The following is a 21,765-nucleotide window of genomic DNA, read 5'->3' as shown; positions in this document are numbered from 1 at the left end:
TCTTACTTATTTAATTTATAAATTATTATTGAATAATACTCTATATAGTATTACACATAAATGTTTGTTTTTTTTAATTTTCAACCGATTGACTTAGTTATATTATCACAATTTATTGATTAATAAAAGAAAAATTTGTAATCCAATATTATTATATCACATTACTTTTATTTTATGGTATAATTTTGCTATGTTAACCTAAGGAGAGCTTGCATGGAAACCTTAAAAGGTATGATTGTAGAAACAATTTTCAGAAATGATGAAAACGGATATACAGTGGCTGTAATGGAAACAGAGGATGAAGTTATAACTGTAACAGGAACCTTTGGGACCGACATTGCAGGTGAAACAATTGTTGTTTACGGCAAGAAAGTGAAACATCCAAAATACGGCGAGCAATTTCAAACAGAAATATATGAAACTGTTATTCCCTCAAATATTGACCAAATAGAAAATTATTTGGGCTCCGGCTTAATCAAAGGCGTCGGGAAATCTACAGCTAAAAAAATAGTTGAATTATTTAAAGAAGATTCCTTTAATATAATTCAAAATAATCCTGAAAAGTTAATGGAAATTGAAGGAATAGGCGAAAAAAAAGCAAACATGATTTCTAAAAGCTTCTTGGAGCATGCTGATATCAGAGAAATAATGATGTTTCTGCAAAACCATGATATAAGCACGGGCTACAGCGTTAAAATATATAAGAGGTACGAAAAAGACACTATTAAAATAATAACCGAAAATCCGTACAAGTTATCGGAAGATATTTACGGTATTGGCTTTAAGCTTGCTGATAAAATAGCAGGGTCCATTGGTATTGAAAAAAATTCGCCTTACAGAATTTCTTCAGGTATACGGTATGCTCTGATAGAATATTCGCTCAGAGGTCATACCTATATGCCATATGATTTACTGTTAAACACAACCATAAACCTATTAGGAATTGATAAAGAAAGTGTTGAGGATGAAATGCGCAACATGGCATTTACCGGTAAAATACATATAGAAACAATAAACAATGAAAAGGCTGTATACTATATACCATACCACACAGCAGAGGTCAATATATGTAAGGAATTAATTAACTTATCGTCTGTTAATTTTAATATAACTGAAATGGATATCATCCCATATCTTAAAAATATAGAGGGCTCATCATCAATTAATCTGTCGGATAAACAAAATGAGGCCATCATACAATCAATTATAAACGGTGTAACGGTGATAACGGGCGGTCCGGGGACAGGAAAAACAACGATCATACTTTCAATTATTAAAATATTTGAAAGTATGTACAAGACGGTATTTCTTTGTGCTCCCACAGGCAGAGCCGCCAAACGTATAACCGAATCAACAGGCAGAGAGGCAAAAACAATTCATAGAATGCTTGAATATACCTATGGCGAAATTGACAGTAATCTATCATTTAATAAAAATGAAAATTCACCTCTTGATTGTGATGCGATAATAATAGATGAAATGTCCATGGTAGATATTTTGCTGATGAATAACTTGCTTAAGGCCATTAAAAAAGGAACCCGGCTTATATTGGTAGGTGATGTTGACCAGCTTCCATCAGTAGGTGCAGGCAACGTATTATCAGATATTATAGGCTCCGGTACAATTAAGACAATACGTCTTGACACCATATTCAGACAATCTGCCGGAAGCATGATTGTGCAAAATGCACACTTGATAAATAAAGGAGAAATGCCGATATATAACAAGCAAAACACCGACTTCTTCTTTATGAGAGAGGATGCTGATGATATTGTTGATATTATTGTGGATTTGTATATTAACCGTCTGCCTTTAAAATATGATTATGACCCTGTTAAGGACATACAGGTTTTATCACCCATGAAAAAGGGCGATGCAGGTGTCATAGAACTTAATTTGAAGCTTCAGGCGGCTATAAATCCACCTGCCAAGCATAAAAAAGAGAAAATGTTCGGTAAGTACATTTTCAGAGTGGGCGACAAAGTTATGCAAATAAAAAATAATTACCAAACACAATGGGCTGTAGAAACAACGCAGGGCAAGACAGTTACCGGTGAGGGAATTTATAACGGCGATATTGGATTTATAACCTTTATTGATGAAACAGAACAAGAAGTCTACGTAACCTTTGATGAAGAAAAGGAAGTAATCTATCCCTTCAGCCAATTAGACGAGCTTATACTTGCTTACGCTACAACAGTCCACAAAAGCCAGGGAAGCGAATTTCCGGTTATTATCATGCCCATTGTCTGGGGTCCTCCAATGCTCCTGACCCGTAACCTGTTTTATACTGCAATTACAAGGGCAAAAAAATTAGTGGTATTAGTAGGCATAGAAAAATATATGCAGGAAATGATTAATAACAATAAAATAGACAGAAGATATTCAGCGCTGAGATACAGATTGGAATCTTTAGTTACAAACTATAAACTACTATCGGAAGGATTGTTTGAATGAAAGAATATGTGGATTCTTTTTTGGAGCTCATTTATCCTGAAAAAAACACCTGCTTCGTTTGTGATAAATATGATGAAGAAATAGATCAAAAATACATATGCTGCGACTGCGAAAAAAAGATTAAAAAGATTGTTCCGCCGGTGTGTGTTAAATGTTCAAAGCCGATCAACTATGATAAGTCCACCGAATTATGTCAGGAATGCGGCGGAGACGAAAGATATTTTGAAATCTCCAAATCCTTGTATGCTTATGAAGGTGTTATTAAGAATGCTATTTATAATTATAAGTACTACAATAAGCCGTATTTTTACAAGCTGTTCGGCAATTTGATAACTGATTTTATAAATAAAGAAAATTACTTAAACTATGACTATATAGTATCTGTTCCCCTTCATCGTTCAAAACTCCGCAAAAGAGGATATAATCAATCAGAGCTGTTAGCAAGACATATCTCTAACAGTTTATCCATACCATACATTGATGCTCTGAAAAGAATAAAAAGGACAAAAAAGCAAAGTGAGAAGAGTAAAGAGGAAAGAAGAAAAAATTTAAAGGATGCTTTTTTGATTAAGGCATCCTCTGATAAAATTATTAACCGCTCTGTTCTTTTGGTAGATGATATATACACAACCGGCTCCACAGTAAATGAATGTTCAAAAGCATTGATAACCTACGGAGTCAGTAAGGTTTACGTAATAACAATCGCCAGATAAATAAATTAGGATTTATGCATTAGCATAAATCCATCATCAACGGTTCATTGTTCACTGAATTATTCTTTCTTCGGTGATTATCATATCCATTTTTATATCGTGGGGTTCCGTTGGAACTTTATCTATCACTTGAAATTCATATGCCACTGCAATTACTTTTGTGTCTTTTCTTTTTTTGCTCAATATTCTGTCGTAATAGCCCTTTCCAAAGCCGACACGGTTTAAACTTTCATCAAATACGACTCCCGGAGTTATTATTAAATCTAATTCTTCCGGTTTCACCTGTTTTATTTTTTCTAATACCGGTTCATAATATCCAAAGGAATTTAAAACTAAATCATCCTTCAATTGTTTTATTTCTGACGGTATTATTTCCGTATTTTTAGTATCCGTATAAGGTATGACAACTCTTTTGTGTTCTGAAAGCATTCTTTCAATTAATTCATATGTATTTACTTCATTTTTAAATGACATATAAATAAAAACTACTTTACTGCTTTTATATTCATCTAAGGAAGTAAGCTTATTCATAATAACTTTACTTTTTTGTTCTGCTTCCTCCGGTTTTAAACCGTTTCTTATACTTAGTATTCTCTTTCTTAAATTGTTCTTATCCATATTTTCCTCTTAAAAGAATATAGAAATTAATAAATTATAGAAAAACAATATCGGTGGAGTAATAATTCTTCCCACTCCCCTGAACACTATTATAAGAAGCATCGCAAATCTAAGCTGATCATAGTATTTGTAATAGAAGTTCCAAACTTTGGCACCGCCTATGCTTCCTAAAATGTGATGTCCGTCAAGCGGCGGTATGGGTATTAAATTAAATACCATCAGTACAAGGTTAATCCATACGGTGCTTCTTAAAACTTCCATTATCACCTGAGTTGTCATGGTATTTGACATGTACATATATGTAAGCTTCATCAGTCCGACAAATAAAAAAGCTATTAAAAAGTTAGCTAACGGACCGGCCAATGAAACTATTGCATCATCTCTTCTGGGATCTTTAAAATTTCTGCGATTTATCATTACGGGCTTTGCCCACCCGAAACCAAATAAAAGTAAACACATAAATCCTAACGGATCTAAATGTTTCAATGGATTTAATGTCAGTCTCCCCTGCATTAAAGGTGTATCATCTCCCATTTTAACCGCAGCATACCCATGTGCAAACTCATGTATTGAAATTCCGAGCAATATGCCCGGAAGTATTAATAATTTACTCATTAAATAACTCATATTTCCTCCTGATTATATGATACAGGATAAAGCTTAAGAATATCTGAATTAATCCGCATAATCGGCAGTATCCTTTACTTTATATACAATTGCCGTCTCCAACCTTCGACCCTTAATTTCTGTAACCATTATTTTTAAGCCGTATTCTTCAAGCTCCATAGTACTGCCGTCTTCCGGTATTATACCAAGCACTCCGAACACAAGACCTCCGAATGTATCAAAATCCTCATCAGGCAGGCTGATATTGAGTTCTGTTGAAACATCCTCTAAATAGGCCGAACCCTTTATTTTCCATGTATCTTCATCTATTTTTTCAATCGTAGGAGGCTCAGGAGTTAAATAGTCATCGTCAAAATTACCAACTATTTGTTCAAGAAGGTCGTTCATTGTTATAACACCACTCATACCGCCGTATTCGTCAAATACCACCGCAAAATGATTCCTTGTTTTTTTCATGTTTTGGAAAAGAACGTCCGTCCTTACTGTTTCGGGTACATAATAAGCAGATTTTATTGCTTTATTCATTATGTTCTCTCTTGATTTATCCTTCAATCTGAAATAATCCTTAACATTCAAAACGCCGATTATATTATCTGCGCTGCCATCGCATACCGGGTATCTTGAATGCTTGCTTTTAGTTATTTTCTGCGCCCATTCTTCATCAGTTTCTTCTACCCACAAAATAGTTACCTCAGTTCTGTGGGTCATTACTTCTTCTGCGGTTTTATTATCAAATTCAAAAACATTTTGAATCATTTGTTTTTCACTTTCATTTATAGAACCCTTTTCACGTCCCACATCCACCATCATTCTTATGTCTTCTTCAGTAACTTCTTCATCTTCAGAATCAGGGTCTATTCCAAGCAACCTTAAAATTCCGTTAGTGGAAGCTGTTAAAAGCCATACTAACGGCGAGAACAATTTAGAAATGAAATCTAAAAATCCGGACATGAATAAAGCCAATTTCTCAGCATTTTTCATACCTACTCTTTTTGGAACAAGCTCTCCGAACACAAGGGTAAAATAAGAAAGTATCAAGGTTATTATAATAACCGAAATTGTATTGAATGTAGCTATAGGAAAATCAAAACCGGTCCTTATCAGTATATTTGTAAGCTTGCTTGCAAAGTTATCAGCAGCAAAAGCACTTCCAAAAAAACCTGCCAAGGTTATTCCTACCTGAATTATTGAGAGGAAATATGATGGCTGTAATGTAAGCTTACTTAACTTAACGGCACGCTTATCTCCTTCTGCTGCCATTTTAGCCATTCTGTTATCATTCATTGATATGACTGCTATTTCTGCTGAAGCAAAAACAGCATTGATTGAAATTAAAACTAATTGTAATATAATAGGACCCCATATCGAGCCATCTTCTACCAAAATATACCTCCTGAAAAAAATTGAAAATTATTACAAAAATGATACCATATATATTATACCCAGTCAATATTCATTTATGATAGCACATTTTTTAGTGAATAATTCAATATGGTATTGATATATTATAAGATATATTGTAAAATTATAGTAACTGTAAATACATGGAGGAAAACATGTTTCTTGAAGCATTAGTATTAGGAATAATTATCGGTTTTTTAAGAAGAGGTAAAATTTCTCGTCTTGCTTATGTTCGTTTTAATTTCAAATTTTTAATTTTTATATCAGCATTACTTTATCTTGCTATAATTGTGATGAATTTAGGTCTCTTTGATTACAGTTCAAATTTATATTCAATATTTCTTTTAATGACATATATTTTTACAGGTTTATTTTTAATAGCTAACCTAAGTATGAAGTTTATGGCGATACCTCTGATAGGTTTAGGGGCAAATTTATTAGCATTTCTGGCAAACGGTTTTAAATTCCCCTTATCATCAGAAGCAGCTGCGAAACTATATGGTACAGAAATATACGAGTTGCTGAATAGCGGTAAAATGCTATTTTTCACTCCGGCAGAAACATCTTCATTAAGCTTCTTAGGAAATATTATTACAATTGGAAACTGGATAATAGTAAGTATCGGAGACTTAGTAGCCGCAATAGGAGTTGCAATGGTAGTCCAAGCAATTATATCAGATAAATTTATTCAGAACAGAAATAGAATAACTTTTTCAAAAAATATTTTAAGATGACATATAAAATGCGCCAAATACGGCGCATTTATTTTATTATTCTGCTTATTGTTTGCCAATCTCCGTTAAGGCAGTTGCAAGTCCTGCAAGACCTTGTATTTCAGACGGAACTATAATTTTTGTAGCCTGACCATTAGCAGCTTTTTCAAAGGATTCAAAGCTTTTGAAAGTCAATACTTCTTTATCCAATCCAACCTCTTTAATCATTTTTAAACCTTCTGCCGTAGCTTTTTGAATATTTAAGATTGCTTCTGCTTCACCCTCTGCTTCTCTTATGGATGCTTCTTTCTTAGCTTCAGCTCTTAATATTGCAGCTTGTTTTTCAGCTTCAGCTTCAAGAATGGCAGATTCTTTTTTACCTTGTGAAACCAAAATTGCAGCATTCTTTTGACCTTCAGCAATAAGTATTGATTCTCTCTTTTCTCTCTCTGCCTTCATTTGCTTTTCCATAGCATTTTGAATTTCTTTAGGAGGCATTATATTTTTAACTTCCACACGATTAATTTTTATTCCCCAAGGATCAGTTGCTTCGTCTAATACAACACGCATCTTAGTATTAATTATTTCCCTGGATGTTAATGTTTGATCTAACTCAAGTTCTCCAATTATATTTCTCAACGTTGTTGAAGACAGATTTTCTATTGCAGACATTGGTCTATCAACCCCATATGTAAAAAATTTCGGATCTGTTATTTGAAAAAATATAACTGTATCAATTTGCATTGTAACATTATCTTTTGTTATAACCGGCTGTGGCGGAAAATCCACAACTTGTTCTTTCAAGCTTACTTTTTTTGCTATTTTATCTATTAGAGGCACTTTTATATGAAGACCAACACTCCAAGTAGATTGATATGCGCCAAGACGCTCTACAACATAAGCATGTGCCTGAGGTACTATCCTTATATTTGTTGCTATTAACGCAATGACGATGATTAAAAGAAAAGCTAAACCTATATATTCCATTTCTAACCTCCATTATTTTCTTTTTACTATGAGCTTTACACCTTTTATTTCAACTACAACAACCAATTCGTCTTTTTCGATTATTTCATCATTTGCGGATTTTGCCGACCATATTTGTCCTCTTGCATTTACGGTTCCTTCGTTATTTATGTTATTGATTGTTTCAATAACCTTAATCTGTTCACCTATTAAGGAATCAGCATTTGTTCTTGACTTTCCTATTTTAAGTTTTTCAACAGCAATAGGTCTTGTCAATACTAAACAAATAATTGATACAAACAGGAAAACCATGATTTGCACATAAAGGTCCAATCCTATTAAATAAACTAACCATGCAACTAAAGCCCCTATGGCAAACCAAATTGTTGTAAGTCCCATTGTGGCTGCCTCAATTATAACACATGCTGCAATTATAATAAGCCATGACCATCCAATAAAATCCATAATAAGCTCCTTTAATAAAAATATTCTTAATTAATTATATACCATATTTCAGCCAAGGTAAACAAAAAAATAACAATTAATCAATTATACCGCTTAGCGTTTGGTAAGGATTAACATAAGTATTGTAAATACTAACGGCATAATGAAGATGAGGACCCGTTGAAAAACCGGTCGTTCCTACTGTTCCTATTATATCTCCTTTTTTAACTTTATCTCCTTTATTAACCGATATTGAATCTAAATGGTAATATGATGTAAAAAGTCCCATCCCGTGGTCTATTACAACTGTATTGCCCGGAGATAAAAGTCCTTCCATTGCAAATGTAACTATGCCGTTGTTTGGTGCTTTAATCTCCGTACCTATGGGAGCAGCAAGGTCAAGCCCCGAATGTCTGGATGAGGATTGTTCATTATTTACAAATCTGATTTCTGCAAAATCAGTAGTCAACCTTCCTTCAACCGGCATAATAAAGGTACCCTCCCACAGCTTTTCAGGCGCAGAATTTGTTCTTGCCGGCTTTACAAGCTGTGCAAACTCGTAAATGGCCGTATTATCATTATTAGTTTCGTTCATTTCTTCAGAAACGGTCAGATATTGTGTTTTAAAGGATTTTTCCTTTACCTCAAAAGACTTAGCAACAGTATATTCTCCTACTTTTCCTTCGTTTATGATAGCATTTAAATCATAAGTTCCTGATGCTGCATATAAATCAACAGGACAAACAAACATACCTCTACCCTTGTATGTGTACATATCAATAGGAACCTTAACAGGTTCGGTTTTTATACTTACAGTTTCATCTAAATTTAAATTATCGACAGAAACTAACAATATATTACCCGGGTAATTATCCTTTGTTATAACCGTAACATCTGCAGGTTTATCAATACTTACCGTAAATCTGACAGTTTGATTGCCGTAACTGTTTGAGTTGTCCTTTAAAAGCCATTGTGTCTGACATTCAACATCGTATTCTCCGTCAACAGTCAGGTTATTTAAAACCTCCTGAAGATTTTTACCTGTACTGATTGGATTACCTTGGGAAAATACTCTTATCACCTGACTGTCCGGCTGTTTTTCATACTTTATATCTAATGATTCATTTCCGGTATATACTATTTCCTCATTTGATTTTGATTTTATTATTCCTTCCTTTTTCGTATAATGACCGTCTATATTCTTATATGTCCAGTCATATCCTATTTCAGGAAAATAGTTTTCTCCATTATAATCTATGTAAGAATCGTAAAGAGTATTATCAATATATACATAAGAAAAGTTTTCATTTAAAAACAGCTGCTTTGCAGCACCATCATTCACTTTGAAATTCTTGCCGTTTTCAGTTACATATATTGATTTATTCGGAACATCAAAGTTTAATTTATAATAATTTGTCTTGGAATCTTTTTTTACATTTATTTCGAAAGCTGTAAGCTTAGCAACACTAATATCTGTTTTATCATTGTTATTCAGTGCCTTTAAAATAACAGCTGCATGCTCACTATCTCCCGGTAAAACTATTTTTTCTCCGTTTGATAAATTTATAGCTTCTATTTCAGTCACCTTCTCGTTAATGCTGCAGCCTGTTATGAGCAGTAATGATAATAATAAAATAATTACTTTTTTATTCATAGCGCCTCCTCTTCAGCTTAGTCTTGGTATAAATACATGTTTTATACATATATATTTTAAGTACTTTTAATTATTCTACCATAATAAAAAGAACCCGGCAATATATGCAAGATTCTAATAAAGTCATCAATATATAGGTTGTTGAAAACGTTCGTCCTGCAAGGCACCATATTCTATCTTTCTTCTCGGTAATAGTTTATACCACAGCTTGCAGGTCGCGTATTTTTCTTTGATTTGCGTATGGAGGTAATAACCAGTATCAGTGCCGTTATAACAAACGGAAGCATATCGTAAAATGCATTTGGAAATGTAAATATATCTTTCGGGAAGTAATATTTTAATACATTGAAGCCCCCGAATATAAATGAACCGAAAATTGCCCTTAACGGACTCCATGAAGCAAAAATTACAAGTGCTACCGCAATCCATCCAAGACCGTTTACGCTGTTGCTCATCCATACTCCGCCGTTTATAATCAATGAACAGTAAGCTCCTCCTATACCACAGATGCCTCCTCCTAACAAAATATTAAAATATTTATATTTTGTTACCTTTATACCTGCCGCATCAGCTGATGCAGGATTTTCTCCTATGGCTCTTAAATTAAGTCCTGTCTTTGTCTTATTTAAATAGATACTAAGTATTATTGCTGTGATTATACCAATATACACAAAGGGATTGTACTGAAAAAATAACTGACCTAAGACAGGTATATCACTTAATCCCGATATATATATATTCTTTATTTGCTGCGATATCATTTCCGGAAGCTTTAAAGAATTGGTGTGTGAGTTTACAATCATGTATTCACCTATGAAATTAGAAATTCCTATGCCGAAAATTGTTAGCGTAAGACCTGTCACATTTTGGTCTGCCATAAATGTTACGGTAAGTACAGCATAAATTAAAGCACCCAATAAACCGGCGATAAATGCGGCTGCTAAGGCAATTAAAAAGTTATCGGTCAGATAACCCACCATAAATCCGGCACAAGCACCCATTGACATCATGCCTTCAACACCAAGATTCAGGTGTCCTGATTTTTCATTCATAATTTCACCCAATGTACCGAATAAAAGGGGGGTTCCGGCAAAAACAGCCGCTACTAAAAAATTAATAAATTTAATCATGACCTTGCTCCTCCTTTATTGCCAAAAACAAATTTATATCTTACGAAAAACTCACAACCTAATATGAAAAATAAAATTATTCCCTGCAAGACTGCAGCCGAATATGTGGATAATCCGTATGTTGACTGCATTACACTGCTTCCCTTTTCCAAGACGCTGAATAAAAATGATACTAATAATATCCCTGCGGGATTCAAATTGGCAAGCCACGCTATTATTATGGCAGTAAATCCAACACCGCCTGCTACAGATGAAGCCAGAGTCATGTCGGAGCCGGCAGACTGTATAACGCCTGTTAAGCCGCAAATACCACCGCTTAAAATCATTGTTCTTAAAATAATTTTCTTAACGTTCATTCCTGCATATCGTGCCGTAGATTGACTTTCCCCTACTACGTTTATTTCATAACCCTGCTTTGTATATTTTAAATAAATAAACATAATTACAACTAATATTATTCCTATAATCCATCCGAATTGTATACCAAAAACCTTATCTAACTGAGCATTCGTAACAAACCTTGCTATTTTCGGAAATCCTGAAGAGCCCGGGTCTTTCCAAGGACCATCTCTCAAAAATGATATTACGTGAAGTGCTATATAATTAAGCATCAATGTAAAAAGAGTTTCGTTGGTATTAAATTTCGTTTTAAATATCGCGGGAATTAATCCCCATAGTCCACCACCGATAAAGCCTGCAGCAAACATTATTACAAGTAATAGAGCATGTGGTAAATCGCTGTAAAACAGTGCAAAATATGAGGAAAACACCGCACCCATTATTATTTGACCTTCTGCCCCTATATTCCAGAATTTCATTTTAAAGGCAAGAATAACTCCCAAGGAGGACATTAAAAGCGGAATCATAATTTTTATTGTTGCCTGTATTGCCATTTTGCTTCTGAATGCACCTGATATAATTGTTCCGTACAATGCCACGGGATTATAACCGAGTATTATGATAAATAAGCCACCTGCAACCAAGGCAAAAATAAATGCCAGTATTCTCAATCTTAATATTTCAAATTGAGATCTCTCTAAGTTTTTAACAGTTCTTATAAATGTCTTACTCATCATCTTCAGCTCCTTCCATGTTGCGACCTGCCATCATTAATCCTATCTCTTCCTTTGTAGTGTTCTTTGCATCTACTATGCCCTTAACCTCACCGTGACACAAAACCATAATTCTGTCAGACAGCTCTAATAACACATCTAAATCTTCACCTATAAATAACACTGCCACACCCTTTTGCTTCTGCTCATTCAATAAATCATATATTAAATATGATGAATTTATATCGAGTCCTCTTACCGGATATGCCGTAATAAGAACGTTGGGATTTGATTCAATTTCTCTTCCTAACAATACCTTCTGCACATTTCCGCCCGACATCATTCTTACGGGCATATCAACATTTCTTGTTACTATTTCAAGCTTCTTAACCAATTGCTCCGATAATTTTCTTGCAGGTTTTTTATCTACTAAAAACCCTTTGTTTTTTTTATATGATTTAAGCATAACATTTTCAACCATTCCCATAGAGCTGACAAGACCCATTCCGAGGCGGTCCTCAGGAACGAAGCTCATGCTTATGCCTAAATCGATTATTTCATCCGGCGTTTTCCCTATTATATTTTCTTTATTACATAAAACTGCACCGTGCTTAATTTTCATCAATCCGGCTATTGATTCACACAATTCTTTTTGACCACTTCCGGCAATACCGGCAACACCTAATATTTCTCCTCTTTTAAGCTTGAAATTAATATTTTTAAGCGCTTCTCTTCCGTCTTCGCCAAATACGGAAAGGTCAACCACCTTCAGTATGGTTTTTTTATTCTCTGTTTCCGGACGCTTAATTTTCAAGCTTACAGGTCTTCCCACCATTAATTCCGTAAGCTTATTTTCATCGGTACAGCAGGTTTCAACGGTGCCGACTAAATTTCCTTTTCTCAGAATTGCAACCCGATCGCTTATTTCCATAACTTCATTAAGCTTGTGCGTTATAATGATTATGGCACTGCCCTGTTCCTTCATTTTCCTGAGAATTCTAAACAGCTTTTCTGTTTCCTGAGGGGTTAACACGGCTGTGGGCTCATCTAATATAAGTATTTTAGCACCACGATACAGAACCTTCATAATTTCTACCGTCTGCTTCTCACTTACGGACATGTTGTATATTTCTTTATCCGGATCTATTTCGAGACCGAATTTATTGCTTATCTCTGATATTTTTTCCTTAAGAATTTTGGGTTTTTGATATTTTCCCTTCGTGCCCAGCACTATATTATCAGCAGCATTGAATGCCTCAACCAATTTGAAATGCTGGTGTATCATACCTATACCCAATTTAATTGCATCGTTAGGCGAAGAAATAGTTGCATCCTTCCCTGCTATAGTTATTGTACCTCCATCCGGATAGTAAATTCCGGAAAGCATGTTCATTAACGTTGTTTTACCTGAGCCGTTTTCTCCAAGCAATGCAAGAATTTCTCCATATTTTATATCAAGGTCTATACTGTTGTTGGCAACAACACCTCCGAATTTTTTAGATATACCTTTAAGCTCTATAGCATAATTTTCTTTATTTGTCTCTATCATACTAACTCCTCTGTAAGCAGATGACCCAAATCTTGATTTGGTGTCAGTCGCTTATACTGTATGTGAAAGCAGATGACCCAAATTTTAATTTGGCGTCAGTCGCTTATGCTGTTATGTGCAAAAAAGAGCCGGCTGCTCATATGACATTTTTGCATAGCCGGCTTATTATAGATATATTATTTCACGCTAACTGTTTTAAAGTACCAGTTAATTCCTCCGGTGATTGTTGCATCATCAAGTGTTTTTCCTTCTTCTCCGACTGTGCTGCCGTCATTTGTTTCGATAACACCATCAAAAACATTGAAGCTTCCGTCAAGTATTTTTTGTTCAGCTTCTTTAATTGCCTCAGCAGTACCATCTGCTACGATATTTTCATTTAAAGGAGAAATTGCTATTAAGCCTTCCTTCATACCACCGAAATAATTTTCATTTGTCCAGTTTCCGTTTAGAGCTTGTTCTGCGGCATATGTGTAATAAGCACCCCAATTCCATACTGCTGAGGTTAAAGTTGCTTTTGGTGCATCCTTAGACATGTTCGAATTATAACCAATACCGAATTTTCCTGCCTTTTCTGCTTCCAGCTGAGGATTTGGCGTATCACAATGCTGAGCTATTACATCAACACCTTCAGCTAATAATGCCTTAGCTGCATTTGTTTCTTCTTCCGGTGAATACCAGCTGTTTGTAACTTTCACATAAATTTTTGCATCAGGATTAACTGAATAAACACCTAATGCGAATGCATTGATACCGCCTGTAACTTCTGAATTGTCCTGTCCCATTGCCGCTACATAACCGATAAGGTTTGTTTCTGTCTTTAAACCTGCAGCAATACCTGTTAAATATCTCGCTTGATAAATTCTTCCGAAATAATTATTGAAGTTTGAATCATTGCTTTTGTATCCTGAACCATGTGAGAAAATAACTTCAGGATATTCGTCTGCAAGTGCCTCCATTGTATCCATGTAACCCCAGCTTGTACCGAATATTATGTCTGCACCTTCTTCTATACATTCCAGAATTGCAGTTTCTGTTGCTGTCGGGTCTGTATCATTAACGTTGTTTTTTCTGATTATTTGGCTGTCAGATAAACCAAGTGCCTTTTGCATTTCTACTATTCCCTGATCATGTGCGTAAGTATAACCTGAACCATCTGCCGGATTTCCTATATGAATAACTCCAACTTTAAAATCCTTGTCAACATTTGTACTTCCCGGTTCTTGAGGTGTTTCTGCTGTTTGCTGTGAACAAGCTGACAGCGAAAAAATTAATATAAGTGACAAAATAATAATAAATAGTTTTTTCATTTTTTTCTCCTTATTTTTTTATATTAGTGGATAAATCAATACGAACACCCCAATAATCAGTCAAGCAACACAAATTTGTTTGCTCCTTACGTCGCACAAATTTGGTGCTTGTTGCATTTGACCTACCACTATTTTTCAGAAAAAAGACTCTGAAAAAATAGGGTTAGGGCATAAAAAATGCGTATAGATAAACTACACGCACCATTATAAAAAATTAAAACTATCAATAGTCAAACAATTTACGGTCGTTTGGTAGAAACTTTGGAACCATATTATCCACATTATATTGATGCGTTCATATTAAATTTTCTTTTGTATGGATATTATACCATATAAACAAGAGTAAGCAAGCACTTTTTTAAAGTAACTTTCGTAAATAGTCAAATGATTACAAGTTAATTCGATGTTATTGTTTGTTTATATGATAATCACGCTTTCAGTATCAATCCTACAGGACAGTGGTCACTTCCATAAATTTCAGGACAAATAAATGCATCCTCCAATTCGTCTTTTAATGATTGTGATGTTACAAAATAGTCGATTCTCCAGCCTACATTTCTTTCTCTTGCCTTTCCGAAATTTGACCACCAAGAATATGCATCTTCTTTATCAGGATAAAAATATCTGAATGTATCAATAAAACCTGCTGAAATAAGTTCCGTCATCTTGTCTCGTTCTTCATCCGTAAAACCGGCACTTTTTCTGTTGGTTTTAGGATTTTTCAAATCTATTTCTTTATGTGCAACGTTTAAATCTCCACATATGATAGCCGGCTTATTCTCTTCTAAGCTTTTCAGATATTTTCTGAAATCATTCTCCCAAATCATTCTGTAGCTTAATCGTTCAAGCTCCCTTTTTGAATTGGGAGTATATACATTCACTAAATAAAAATTATCAAATTCTAATGTTATTATTCTTCCTTCCTTATCATGCTCTTCTATTCCCATGCCGTAAGAATATGACAACGGTTTGTGCTTCGTAAATACGGCAGTTCCCGAATAACCTTTCTTCTCCGCATAATTCCAGAAATCATAATACCCTTCTAAGTTTAAATCAATTTGACCTTCCTGAAGTTTTGTTTCCTGTACACAAAATATATCTGCATCCAAATCTTTAAATATATCAACAAAGCCCTTATTTACACATGCTCTTAAGCCATTTACATTCCAAGATATTAATTTCATAAAAATCTCCTATTGATAATCGGTGACGGTTATTCGTCACACTTAAGCACGCCTGCCTGTGAAAAATTTTCAAAATCCATTTCTCTTATTATTATTTTTACTGCTTCCTTAGGGCAATTAGCTGTTTCACAAATAGCTTCGGTAACCTTTTGGGCTAAAGCCCTCTTTTGTTCCAATGTTCTTCCTTTTAACATTTCTACTTGTACTATCGGCATATTAAATCCTCCTATAATTTTAGCTATTCAATTATTTTTTTGTTTATATATTGAGACAGTGTAGTAAAAAGCATCGATTGGTACAAAACATTAAATTCAATGATGTCTCCAAGCTTGTATTCTCTTTCACTGTCATGAATATCCAATATTGTATGGTCACTGCTTGCACCTAATACAATAATATTTTTATCTTTCGGCACTAACTTGGATGAATCACCTACATCCTGATTTCCTAAACCGATTAATGCTCTTTTTCTTATGCCCCTGTCTTCATAATGACCATATTCTCCGAACGCATTAACCATAAGCTCACCAATCGGATAAGTGGGTTTTTCGTTAATCTCTATTATTTGCGCTTTTAAAACGAATGTATCCTTATCAAGCCCATTTATATCCGTGTCCCAATACAAGGGTAAATCCTGCGTATTATTTATTCCCTCTCCTATACGAAGATGATTTATTTTTTTCGGGACGCCGCCCTTAATTAACAGTGGTAACGTAGTAGTTCCGCCACCTGATATTATATGTAATTTTCTTTGCAGAATTTTTTCTATTTGTTCCGCTGCGTCGGATAATTCCGTTAAATTCTTTAATGTAGGCGCTACAGACCCGTAACAGTTTAAGTTAGCTCCGATGCCTTCAAGAATAAGATTCTTAAGCTCGTATTCAACAAGCTTAGATAATTCAATCAGTTCATTCCTGTAAAATACACCTTCTCTTAAATCTCCAAGGTCGTACATTATAATAACGCCGTATTTCTTATTTTGTTTTTCTGCTTCTTGATTTAATTTAATCAATGTTTCTTTTTCTGATATAAGGCACATTTCGCTGTATTTAACAACGTCCTCTAATTCACAAAACATTGGAATTCTAACAAGCAGCAGAGGTACATTCGTATTTGCTTCCTTTAAATTCTTAAGCTGCTCTATTCTGGAGCTTCCCAACTGCGTACAGCCGCCTTCCGCCATTGCTTTTGCAGCTTCTACAATTCCTCCGAAACCCTTTATTATACCGGCTACTTCGATTCCTTCAGCTTTGCATAAATTAGTGACTATTTCAGTATTTGTGCGCATTTTATTCAGATTAACTTCAAGAACAGGATACTTATCCATACTAAACCCCTCACTTTTTATTATTTCTTAGCTCTATAAAAAAATCCTTTAATAGATTTGAGCACTCCTCATGCAATACTCCAAATTTTATATCTATTTGATGATTAAATTCTTCGGTCTGAACAATATTTATAACCGATCCACAGGCACCTGTTTTATAATCCGGAGCACCAATTATTAATTTTTCAACTCTTGCATTAACCAAGGCACCGGCACACATAGAGCAGGGCTCTAAGGTTACATACATAGTACACCCGGGCAGACGCCATCCCCCTAAGTTTTTACAGGCATCCCTTATGGCCGAAATTTCTGCATGTAAGGTAGCATCCTTCAAGGTTTCCTTTTGATTATAGCCTCTGCCTATGATTTCCCCGTTTCTTACTATAACGGCACCTATCGGCACCTCATCAATTTCATAGGCCTTATACGCTTCTTTTAAAGCTTCTTTCATAAAATATTCATCCATTTTTCTACCCGTTAACTTCATTTATATTATTATAGTTTATCATCAACTTGCAAGTCAATACATATGTCTTATATTCCCTATATATTACCTATTTACTTTGGTGCTCAATAAGGTATAATTAAATTAAGGAAATTGGGGAACAATTTTAGGAATTTTTCGGTCTAATAAATAAGGAAGTATGTCTATTGGCAGAAGAAAACAGGAGGACGTATGATAATTAAAAAAATTGCTGTATTAGGATTGTGTATAAGCTTAAGCATAAACTCGGTAGCATATGCAGGAGTATTAGATTCAATAATAGACGAATCTTCGGTAGTGGAAGATTTAAATACTGAAAAGTTAAATGCAGAAGATAAGGATACAGATGAGGAGCCCGCTGCTGTAACAGTTAAATTCTCCGATATAAACGGACATTGGGCAAAAAATTGGATAAATGAAGCCGTTAAGCTTGGTTTTGTTTCCGGCTACGATGATGGTACGTTTAAACCGGACAGAACAATAACAAGAGCAGAATTTTCAAAGTTACTGAACGGTGCTTTAAAAACTGAAAAAAAAGCAAATATCGGCTTTTCTGATGTAAAAAACAATGAATGGTTTTATGATGAAGTTCGTAAATCTGTTGCTTCAGGGTTTTTTTCAGGATATGAAGATAATACATTCAGACCTAACAATCCTATAAAAAGAGAAGAGGTTGCAAAGGTTGTAAGCAGTGCTATTACAACCGGCGGAGTAGATGGAGAAGGTGCAACGCTTTTATCAGATTACACTGCCGTACAGGAATGGGCCAAGCCAAGCGTCAATGCGGTTTATAACAAGGGATACATACTCGGTTATCCCGATAAAACCTACGGCCCGTCAAAAGCTTTAACTCGAGCTGAAGCAGTTAAAATTATTTATGAAATAATAGAAAATGAAAATATAGAATACGGATTCAATATTACCAACTACAATGAATTGTATACCAGTGCCGTAGTGGTTGGAGATATTAATATATTAGAATCAGTGGGAACAGGAAATGTTTATTTAAAAAACGTTGTTGTTCTTGGAGATATAGTAATTCATGCAAGCAGGGTCAATACCGTTCAATTAACAGATGTAACAGCAAGAAATATAGTTGTTACGGACGAAAACAACCCGGTAAAGATTGTTTACGGACAATAATATTAATATATAAGAAACACAACTAAAGAAAAACTCCTGGCAAGGAGTTTTTTCTTACATATTTTAAAATATAAAAATGCTACTTTAATAATGGAAAGTTTAAACGAAATATAGTTCCTTTTCCTACTTGACTTTCAGCATCAAGTTTTCCACCTTGCATTTGAACAAGCTTTTTAACGATTACTAAACCTAAACCGGTACCTTTAATTTCTAAATCAGAATTACGTTGATTTTTCCCTCTGTAAAACCTCTCCCAAATATGAGGTAATTCTTCGGGGGGAATACCAATGCCATTATCTTCAATTTTAAGCTGTACCTCATCATTATACGACTCTATTTCTACTTTGATAATTCCATTATCAGTTGAATTAATTGCATTTTTAAGCAGATTCCTAATAATTTGTTCCATTCGGTCAACATCACCTATTATAAAGATATCATCTGATTTTTTGTTAAACAATATTTTATTATTGTTACCTTTAGCTAAATTCTCCATAGACATAACTACCCCATGAGCTAGTGAAGCTAAATCTAAAGGTAATTTTTCTACCGTAATGTCACCGCTTTCTATACGACTTAAGGACAATATATCATCAACAAGTCTGGTGATATGTATTGTTTGAGAGTAAATCATATCTAAATACTTTTTTTGCAACATTTCATCTTCAACCATACCATCACGAATAGCTTCTGTAAATCCTTGAACGGCAGTAAGAGGTGTTCTTAATTCATGAGATATCTCTGTAAATAATCTTGTTCTTTCTTCTTCAATCTTTCCGCTTTTTGATTGTATATTCTCTAAGTAGACAGTTAACTTTTTAATTTGTTCTGTTAGATCATTTATTTCATCCAACGAATCATTGTCGTCATTCAGTATAAAGTTACCGCTGTTAAACTCTGCTATATTGGTAGCTAAACGAGAAATTGGCCTTGAAATACAATTTGCTAAGTAAACAGAAACAACGATAACAAATATTAAAATTATTATACCGCCAATAATAATAGTCAATTTCATTTTATTAAGAGTAAGATCGAGATTCTTAGGTTGAGATTTTAATAATATGCCTTTTTCAACTATTTGTTTTGTATCATCAGAATTTCCCATCGGAATAACAGCTGAAAAAGTAAGTTGACCTGTTTCTTTGTCAGTTTCGCGCGTTACACTGGTTTCACCGCCAACCAGTACCTTTGTAAATTTGTCATCTACCTTACTTAAAGGGACTACTTCCTGCTCTTGTGATGAACTTAAAATTGTTCCATCTTGATCAAATAAAATAATCATTACATCAAAACTGTCAGATAGAAACATTAATAATTCTTGTTCGGTTATAGATTGTTTGTTATTTAAAACATTCTCCTTTGTTAATGCATAATTAACCCTTTTTGATTTACGCAATAAGTCTTGTTGAACTTGATCATATACTGATTGTGTTACCATAAAATTTGAAAAATTTATTAATATAATAAGAGCTATACTAAATACTGTTACATTTGTAAAAAGCACTTTGGTATAAATGTTCTTATTAAATTGCTCTAACAATTTATGCTTAATATTTTTTAAAAAAGTTTTAATCTTATCAATAACTGTTTCAATATTTCTATTGTCATGCATAGATTTATTCAAGTTATATCATTCCTCCTTTGATGGAGGTGTAAACTGATATCCAACACCCCAAACTGTTGTAATACATTCATACGGCAAGTGTTTTAATTTTTCCCTTAACCTTCGAATATGAACATCTACAGTACGCTGGTCTCCGTAATAATCATATCCCCATACCGCTGTTAATAAATCATCTCTGTTAAATACACGTCGTGGATTCTGAGCCAGATGATATAGTAAATCAAATTCTCTTGGTGTCAATTCTACTATAGAATCATTTACATTTACCCTTCTGATATCAGCTTCTATTTCTAATTTATTATATTTTAACTTACTATATATTAAAGCATCATTTGGTTGTGTTCTGCGTTGTACCGCCTTGATTCTTGCCACAAGCTCTCTTGGGCTGAAAGGCTTTGAAACATAATCATCTGCACCCATCTCAAGACCCAATACACGATCTGCCTCCTCGCCCTTAGCAGTAAGCATAATTATTGGAACCATGCGTATAGTCCTTAATTTACTGCATAACGTAAGACCGTCCGTACCGGGAAGCATAATATCAAGAATTACAACATCGGGATTTTCTCTATCAAAGGCTGCAAGCACTAAATCGCCGTCATTAATTCCTATAACGTTATAGCCTTCTCTTTCACCATATAACTTGACTAATTCAAGTACATTTTTATCATCATCAACAACTAAAACTTTACCTAAATAAGGCATATCTTACCTCCTTATCGGTACTTCGATAATTTCATTAAATGCTTGTCCTTATTCTACATAAATGGACAATTAATTATCTAAACAATAACAATTATATATGTACAAAAATTCATTGTCAACCTTTTAAGACATATATACATAACATGCCCGGCATAAAGAATATTTCTTTATGCCGGGCGTATAAACAGTTAGCTATTCATTCATATTTATAGATTTAAAAAGTTTATTAATCTGTCAAAAATATTAAGTAATTTTTCATAAGAATCTAAAACTCTCATATAGATTTCATTAGCCTCTATTGCTGAAGGAGTAGTAGTATCAGTATCTTCATCAATAGGTGTCTCTTCGTCAATAGGTGTTTCTTCATCAATAGGAGTTTCTTCATCTACTGGTGTTTCTTCATCTACTGGTGTCTCTTCATCTATCGGAGTCTCTTCATCAATTGGTGTTTCTTCATCTATCGGTGTTTCTTCATCAATTGGTGTCTCTTCATCTATCGGTGTCTCTTCATCTATCGGTGTCTCTTCATCAATTGGTGTTTCTTCATCTACTGGTGTTTCTTCATCAATTGGTGTTTCTTCATCTACTGGTGTCTCTTCATCAATTGGAGTCTCTTCATCAATTGGAGTCTCTTCATCAATTGGAGTTTCTTCATCAATTGGTGTTT

The 21,765-nt window shown here is 34.2% G+C and carries 20 protein-coding genes, 1 pseudogene and 1 riboswitch; of the genes and pseudogenes, 4 read left to right on the top strand and 17 right to left on the bottom strand.

Annotation, left to right across the window (positions count from 1 at the left end; genetic code table 11):
* The first annotated feature begins 213 nt into the window (after window positions 1-213).
* Together RT412_RS01055 and RT412_RS01050 are read left to right on the top strand one after the other, a co-directional pair.
* On the top strand, window positions 214-2,457 hold the full coding sequence (locus RT412_RS01055; protein ID WP_313339417.1) for an ATP-dependent RecD-like DNA helicase: 2,244 nt from the start codon (window positions 214-216) through the stop codon (window positions 2,455-2,457).
* On the top strand, window positions 2,454-3,170 hold the full coding sequence (locus tag RT412_RS01050) for a ComF family protein (RefSeq protein ID WP_313339415.1): 717 nt from the start codon (window positions 2,454-2,456) through the stop codon (window positions 3,168-3,170). Before RT412_RS01055 ends, RT412_RS01050 begins: the two co-directional genes overlap by 4 nt.
* Window positions 3,171-3,221: 51 nt before the next feature.
* On the opposite strand, the gene RT412_RS01045 is transcribed toward RT412_RS01050, so the two are convergent.
* From RT412_RS01045 to RT412_RS01035, 3 genes are read right to left on the bottom strand one after another with little or no spacing between them, the layout of a single operon-like run.
* On the bottom strand, window positions 3,222-3,788 hold the full coding sequence (locus RT412_RS01045) for a 5-formyltetrahydrofolate cyclo-ligase (protein WP_313339414.1): 567 nt from the start codon (window positions 3,786-3,788) through the stop codon (window positions 3,222-3,224).
* A gap of 9 nt (window positions 3,789-3,797) precedes the next feature.
* Entirely contained in the window at window positions 3,798-4,415 is a 618-nt protein-coding gene (locus RT412_RS01040; RefSeq protein WP_313339412.1) for a site-2 protease family protein, read from the bottom strand.
* 48 nt (window positions 4,416-4,463) lie between these two features.
* Complete coding sequence (locus RT412_RS01035; protein WP_313339411.1) at window positions 4,464-5,798, bottom strand: hemolysin family protein; 1,335 nt, start codon at window positions 5,796-5,798, stop codon at window positions 4,464-4,466.
* A gap of 173 nt (window positions 5,799-5,971) precedes the next feature.
* On the opposite strand from RT412_RS01035, the gene RT412_RS01030 reads away from it, so the two are divergent.
* Window positions 5,972-6,550, top strand: coding sequence for a DUF5317 family protein (locus tag RT412_RS01030; protein WP_313339408.1), 579 nt, complete (start codon window positions 5,972-5,974; stop codon window positions 6,548-6,550).
* Window positions 6,551-6,595: 45 nt separating this feature from the next.
* Here RT412_RS01030 and RT412_RS01025 read toward each other — a convergent pair whose 3' ends face one another.
* The 11 genes from RT412_RS01025 to tadA all read right to left on the bottom strand — a co-directional run bounded on the left by RT412_RS01025 (window position 6,596) and on the right by tadA (window position 17,608).
* The gene (locus RT412_RS01025; protein WP_313339404.1) at window positions 6,596-7,516 is read right to left on the bottom strand and encodes an SPFH domain-containing protein; all 921 of its coding nucleotides are present in this window, start codon (window positions 7,514-7,516) and stop codon (window positions 6,596-6,598) included.
* A 12-nt stretch (window positions 7,517-7,528) separates the two neighbouring features.
* Window positions 7,529-7,960 (bottom strand): NfeD family protein, encoded by a 432-nt coding sequence (locus tag RT412_RS01020; protein ID WP_313339402.1) that lies wholly within the window; start codon window positions 7,958-7,960, stop codon window positions 7,529-7,531.
* Between the two features lie 76 nt (window positions 7,961-8,036).
* Complete coding sequence (locus RT412_RS01015) at window positions 8,037-9,593, bottom strand: M23 family metallopeptidase (protein ID WP_313339399.1); 1,557 nt, start codon at window positions 9,591-9,593, stop codon at window positions 8,037-8,039.
* Between the two features lie 173 nt (window positions 9,594-9,766).
* Entirely contained in the window at window positions 9,767-10,723 is a 957-nt protein-coding gene (locus RT412_RS01010) for an ABC transporter permease (RefSeq protein WP_313339397.1), read from the bottom strand.
* Entirely contained in the window at window positions 10,720-11,796 is a 1,077-nt protein-coding gene (locus tag RT412_RS01005; protein ID WP_313339979.1) for an ABC transporter permease, read from the bottom strand. The genes RT412_RS01010 and RT412_RS01005 overlap by 4 nt, the downstream gene beginning before the upstream one ends.
* Window positions 11,789-13,324, bottom strand: coding sequence for an ABC transporter ATP-binding protein (locus tag RT412_RS01000; RefSeq protein ID WP_313339394.1), 1,536 nt, complete (start codon window positions 13,322-13,324; stop codon window positions 11,789-11,791). The genes RT412_RS01005 and RT412_RS01000 overlap by 8 nt, the downstream gene beginning before the upstream one ends.
* Window positions 13,325-13,500: 176 nt before the next feature.
* The gene (locus tag RT412_RS00995) at window positions 13,501-14,631 is read right to left on the bottom strand and encodes a BMP family ABC transporter substrate-binding protein (RefSeq protein WP_313339392.1); all 1,131 of its coding nucleotides are present in this window, start codon (window positions 14,629-14,631) and stop codon (window positions 13,501-13,503) included.
* Between the two features lie 207 nt (window positions 14,632-14,838).
* Window positions 14,839-14,940, bottom strand: a riboswitch (purine riboswitch).
* A gap of 119 nt (window positions 14,941-15,059) precedes the next feature.
* Window positions 15,060-15,815: an exodeoxyribonuclease III gene (locus RT412_RS00990; RefSeq protein WP_313339389.1), complete on the bottom strand. Its 756-nt coding sequence runs from the start codon at window positions 15,813-15,815 to the stop codon at window positions 15,060-15,062.
* Between the two features lie 29 nt (window positions 15,816-15,844).
* Entirely contained in the window at window positions 15,845-16,030 is a 186-nt protein-coding gene (locus RT412_RS00985) for a 2-hydroxymuconate tautomerase (RefSeq protein WP_313339386.1), read from the bottom strand.
* Window positions 16,031-16,053: 23 nt separating this feature from the next.
* A complete protein-coding gene (locus RT412_RS00980) occupies window positions 16,054-17,142 on the bottom strand; it encodes an alanine racemase (protein ID WP_313339383.1) in 1,089 nt (362 codons plus the stop codon).
* 10 nt (window positions 17,143-17,152) lie between these two features.
* Window positions 17,153-17,608: a tRNA adenosine(34) deaminase TadA gene (tadA, locus tag RT412_RS00975; protein WP_313413083.1), complete on the bottom strand. Its 456-nt coding sequence runs from the start codon at window positions 17,606-17,608 to the stop codon at window positions 17,153-17,155.
* Between the two features lie 210 nt (window positions 17,609-17,818).
* Between tadA and RT412_RS00970 the strand changes: the two genes are divergently transcribed.
* The gene (locus tag RT412_RS00970) at window positions 17,819-18,769 is read left to right on the top strand and encodes an S-layer homology domain-containing protein (protein WP_313339377.1); all 951 of its coding nucleotides are present in this window, start codon (window positions 17,819-17,821) and stop codon (window positions 18,767-18,769) included.
* A gap of 79 nt (window positions 18,770-18,848) precedes the next feature.
* On the opposite strand, the gene RT412_RS00965 is transcribed toward RT412_RS00970, so the two are convergent.
* The 3 genes and pseudogenes from RT412_RS00965 to RT412_RS00955 form a co-directional block, all read right to left on the bottom strand.
* Window positions 18,849-20,393, bottom strand: a complete 1,545-nt coding sequence (locus RT412_RS00965) for a HAMP domain-containing sensor histidine kinase (RefSeq protein ID WP_313339374.1) — start codon at window positions 20,391-20,393, stop codon at window positions 18,849-18,851.
* A gap of 6 nt (window positions 20,394-20,399) precedes the next feature.
* Window positions 20,400-21,098 (bottom strand): response regulator transcription factor, encoded by a 699-nt coding sequence (locus tag RT412_RS00960; RefSeq protein WP_313339372.1) that lies wholly within the window; start codon window positions 21,096-21,098, stop codon window positions 20,400-20,402.
* A gap of 206 nt (window positions 21,099-21,304) precedes the next feature.
* Window positions 21,305-21,765 (bottom strand): annotated as a pseudogene (locus RT412_RS00955) (hypothetical protein); the annotation flags it as partial.

Origin of the sequence: Sedimentibacter sp. (assembly GCF_032080165.1) — a bacterium.
GTDB lineage: Bacteria > Bacillota > Clostridia > Tissierellales > Sedimentibacteraceae > Sedimentibacter.
Note: the sequence above shows the minus strand (reverse complement) of the source record. Positions and strands in the feature narration are given on the sequence as shown.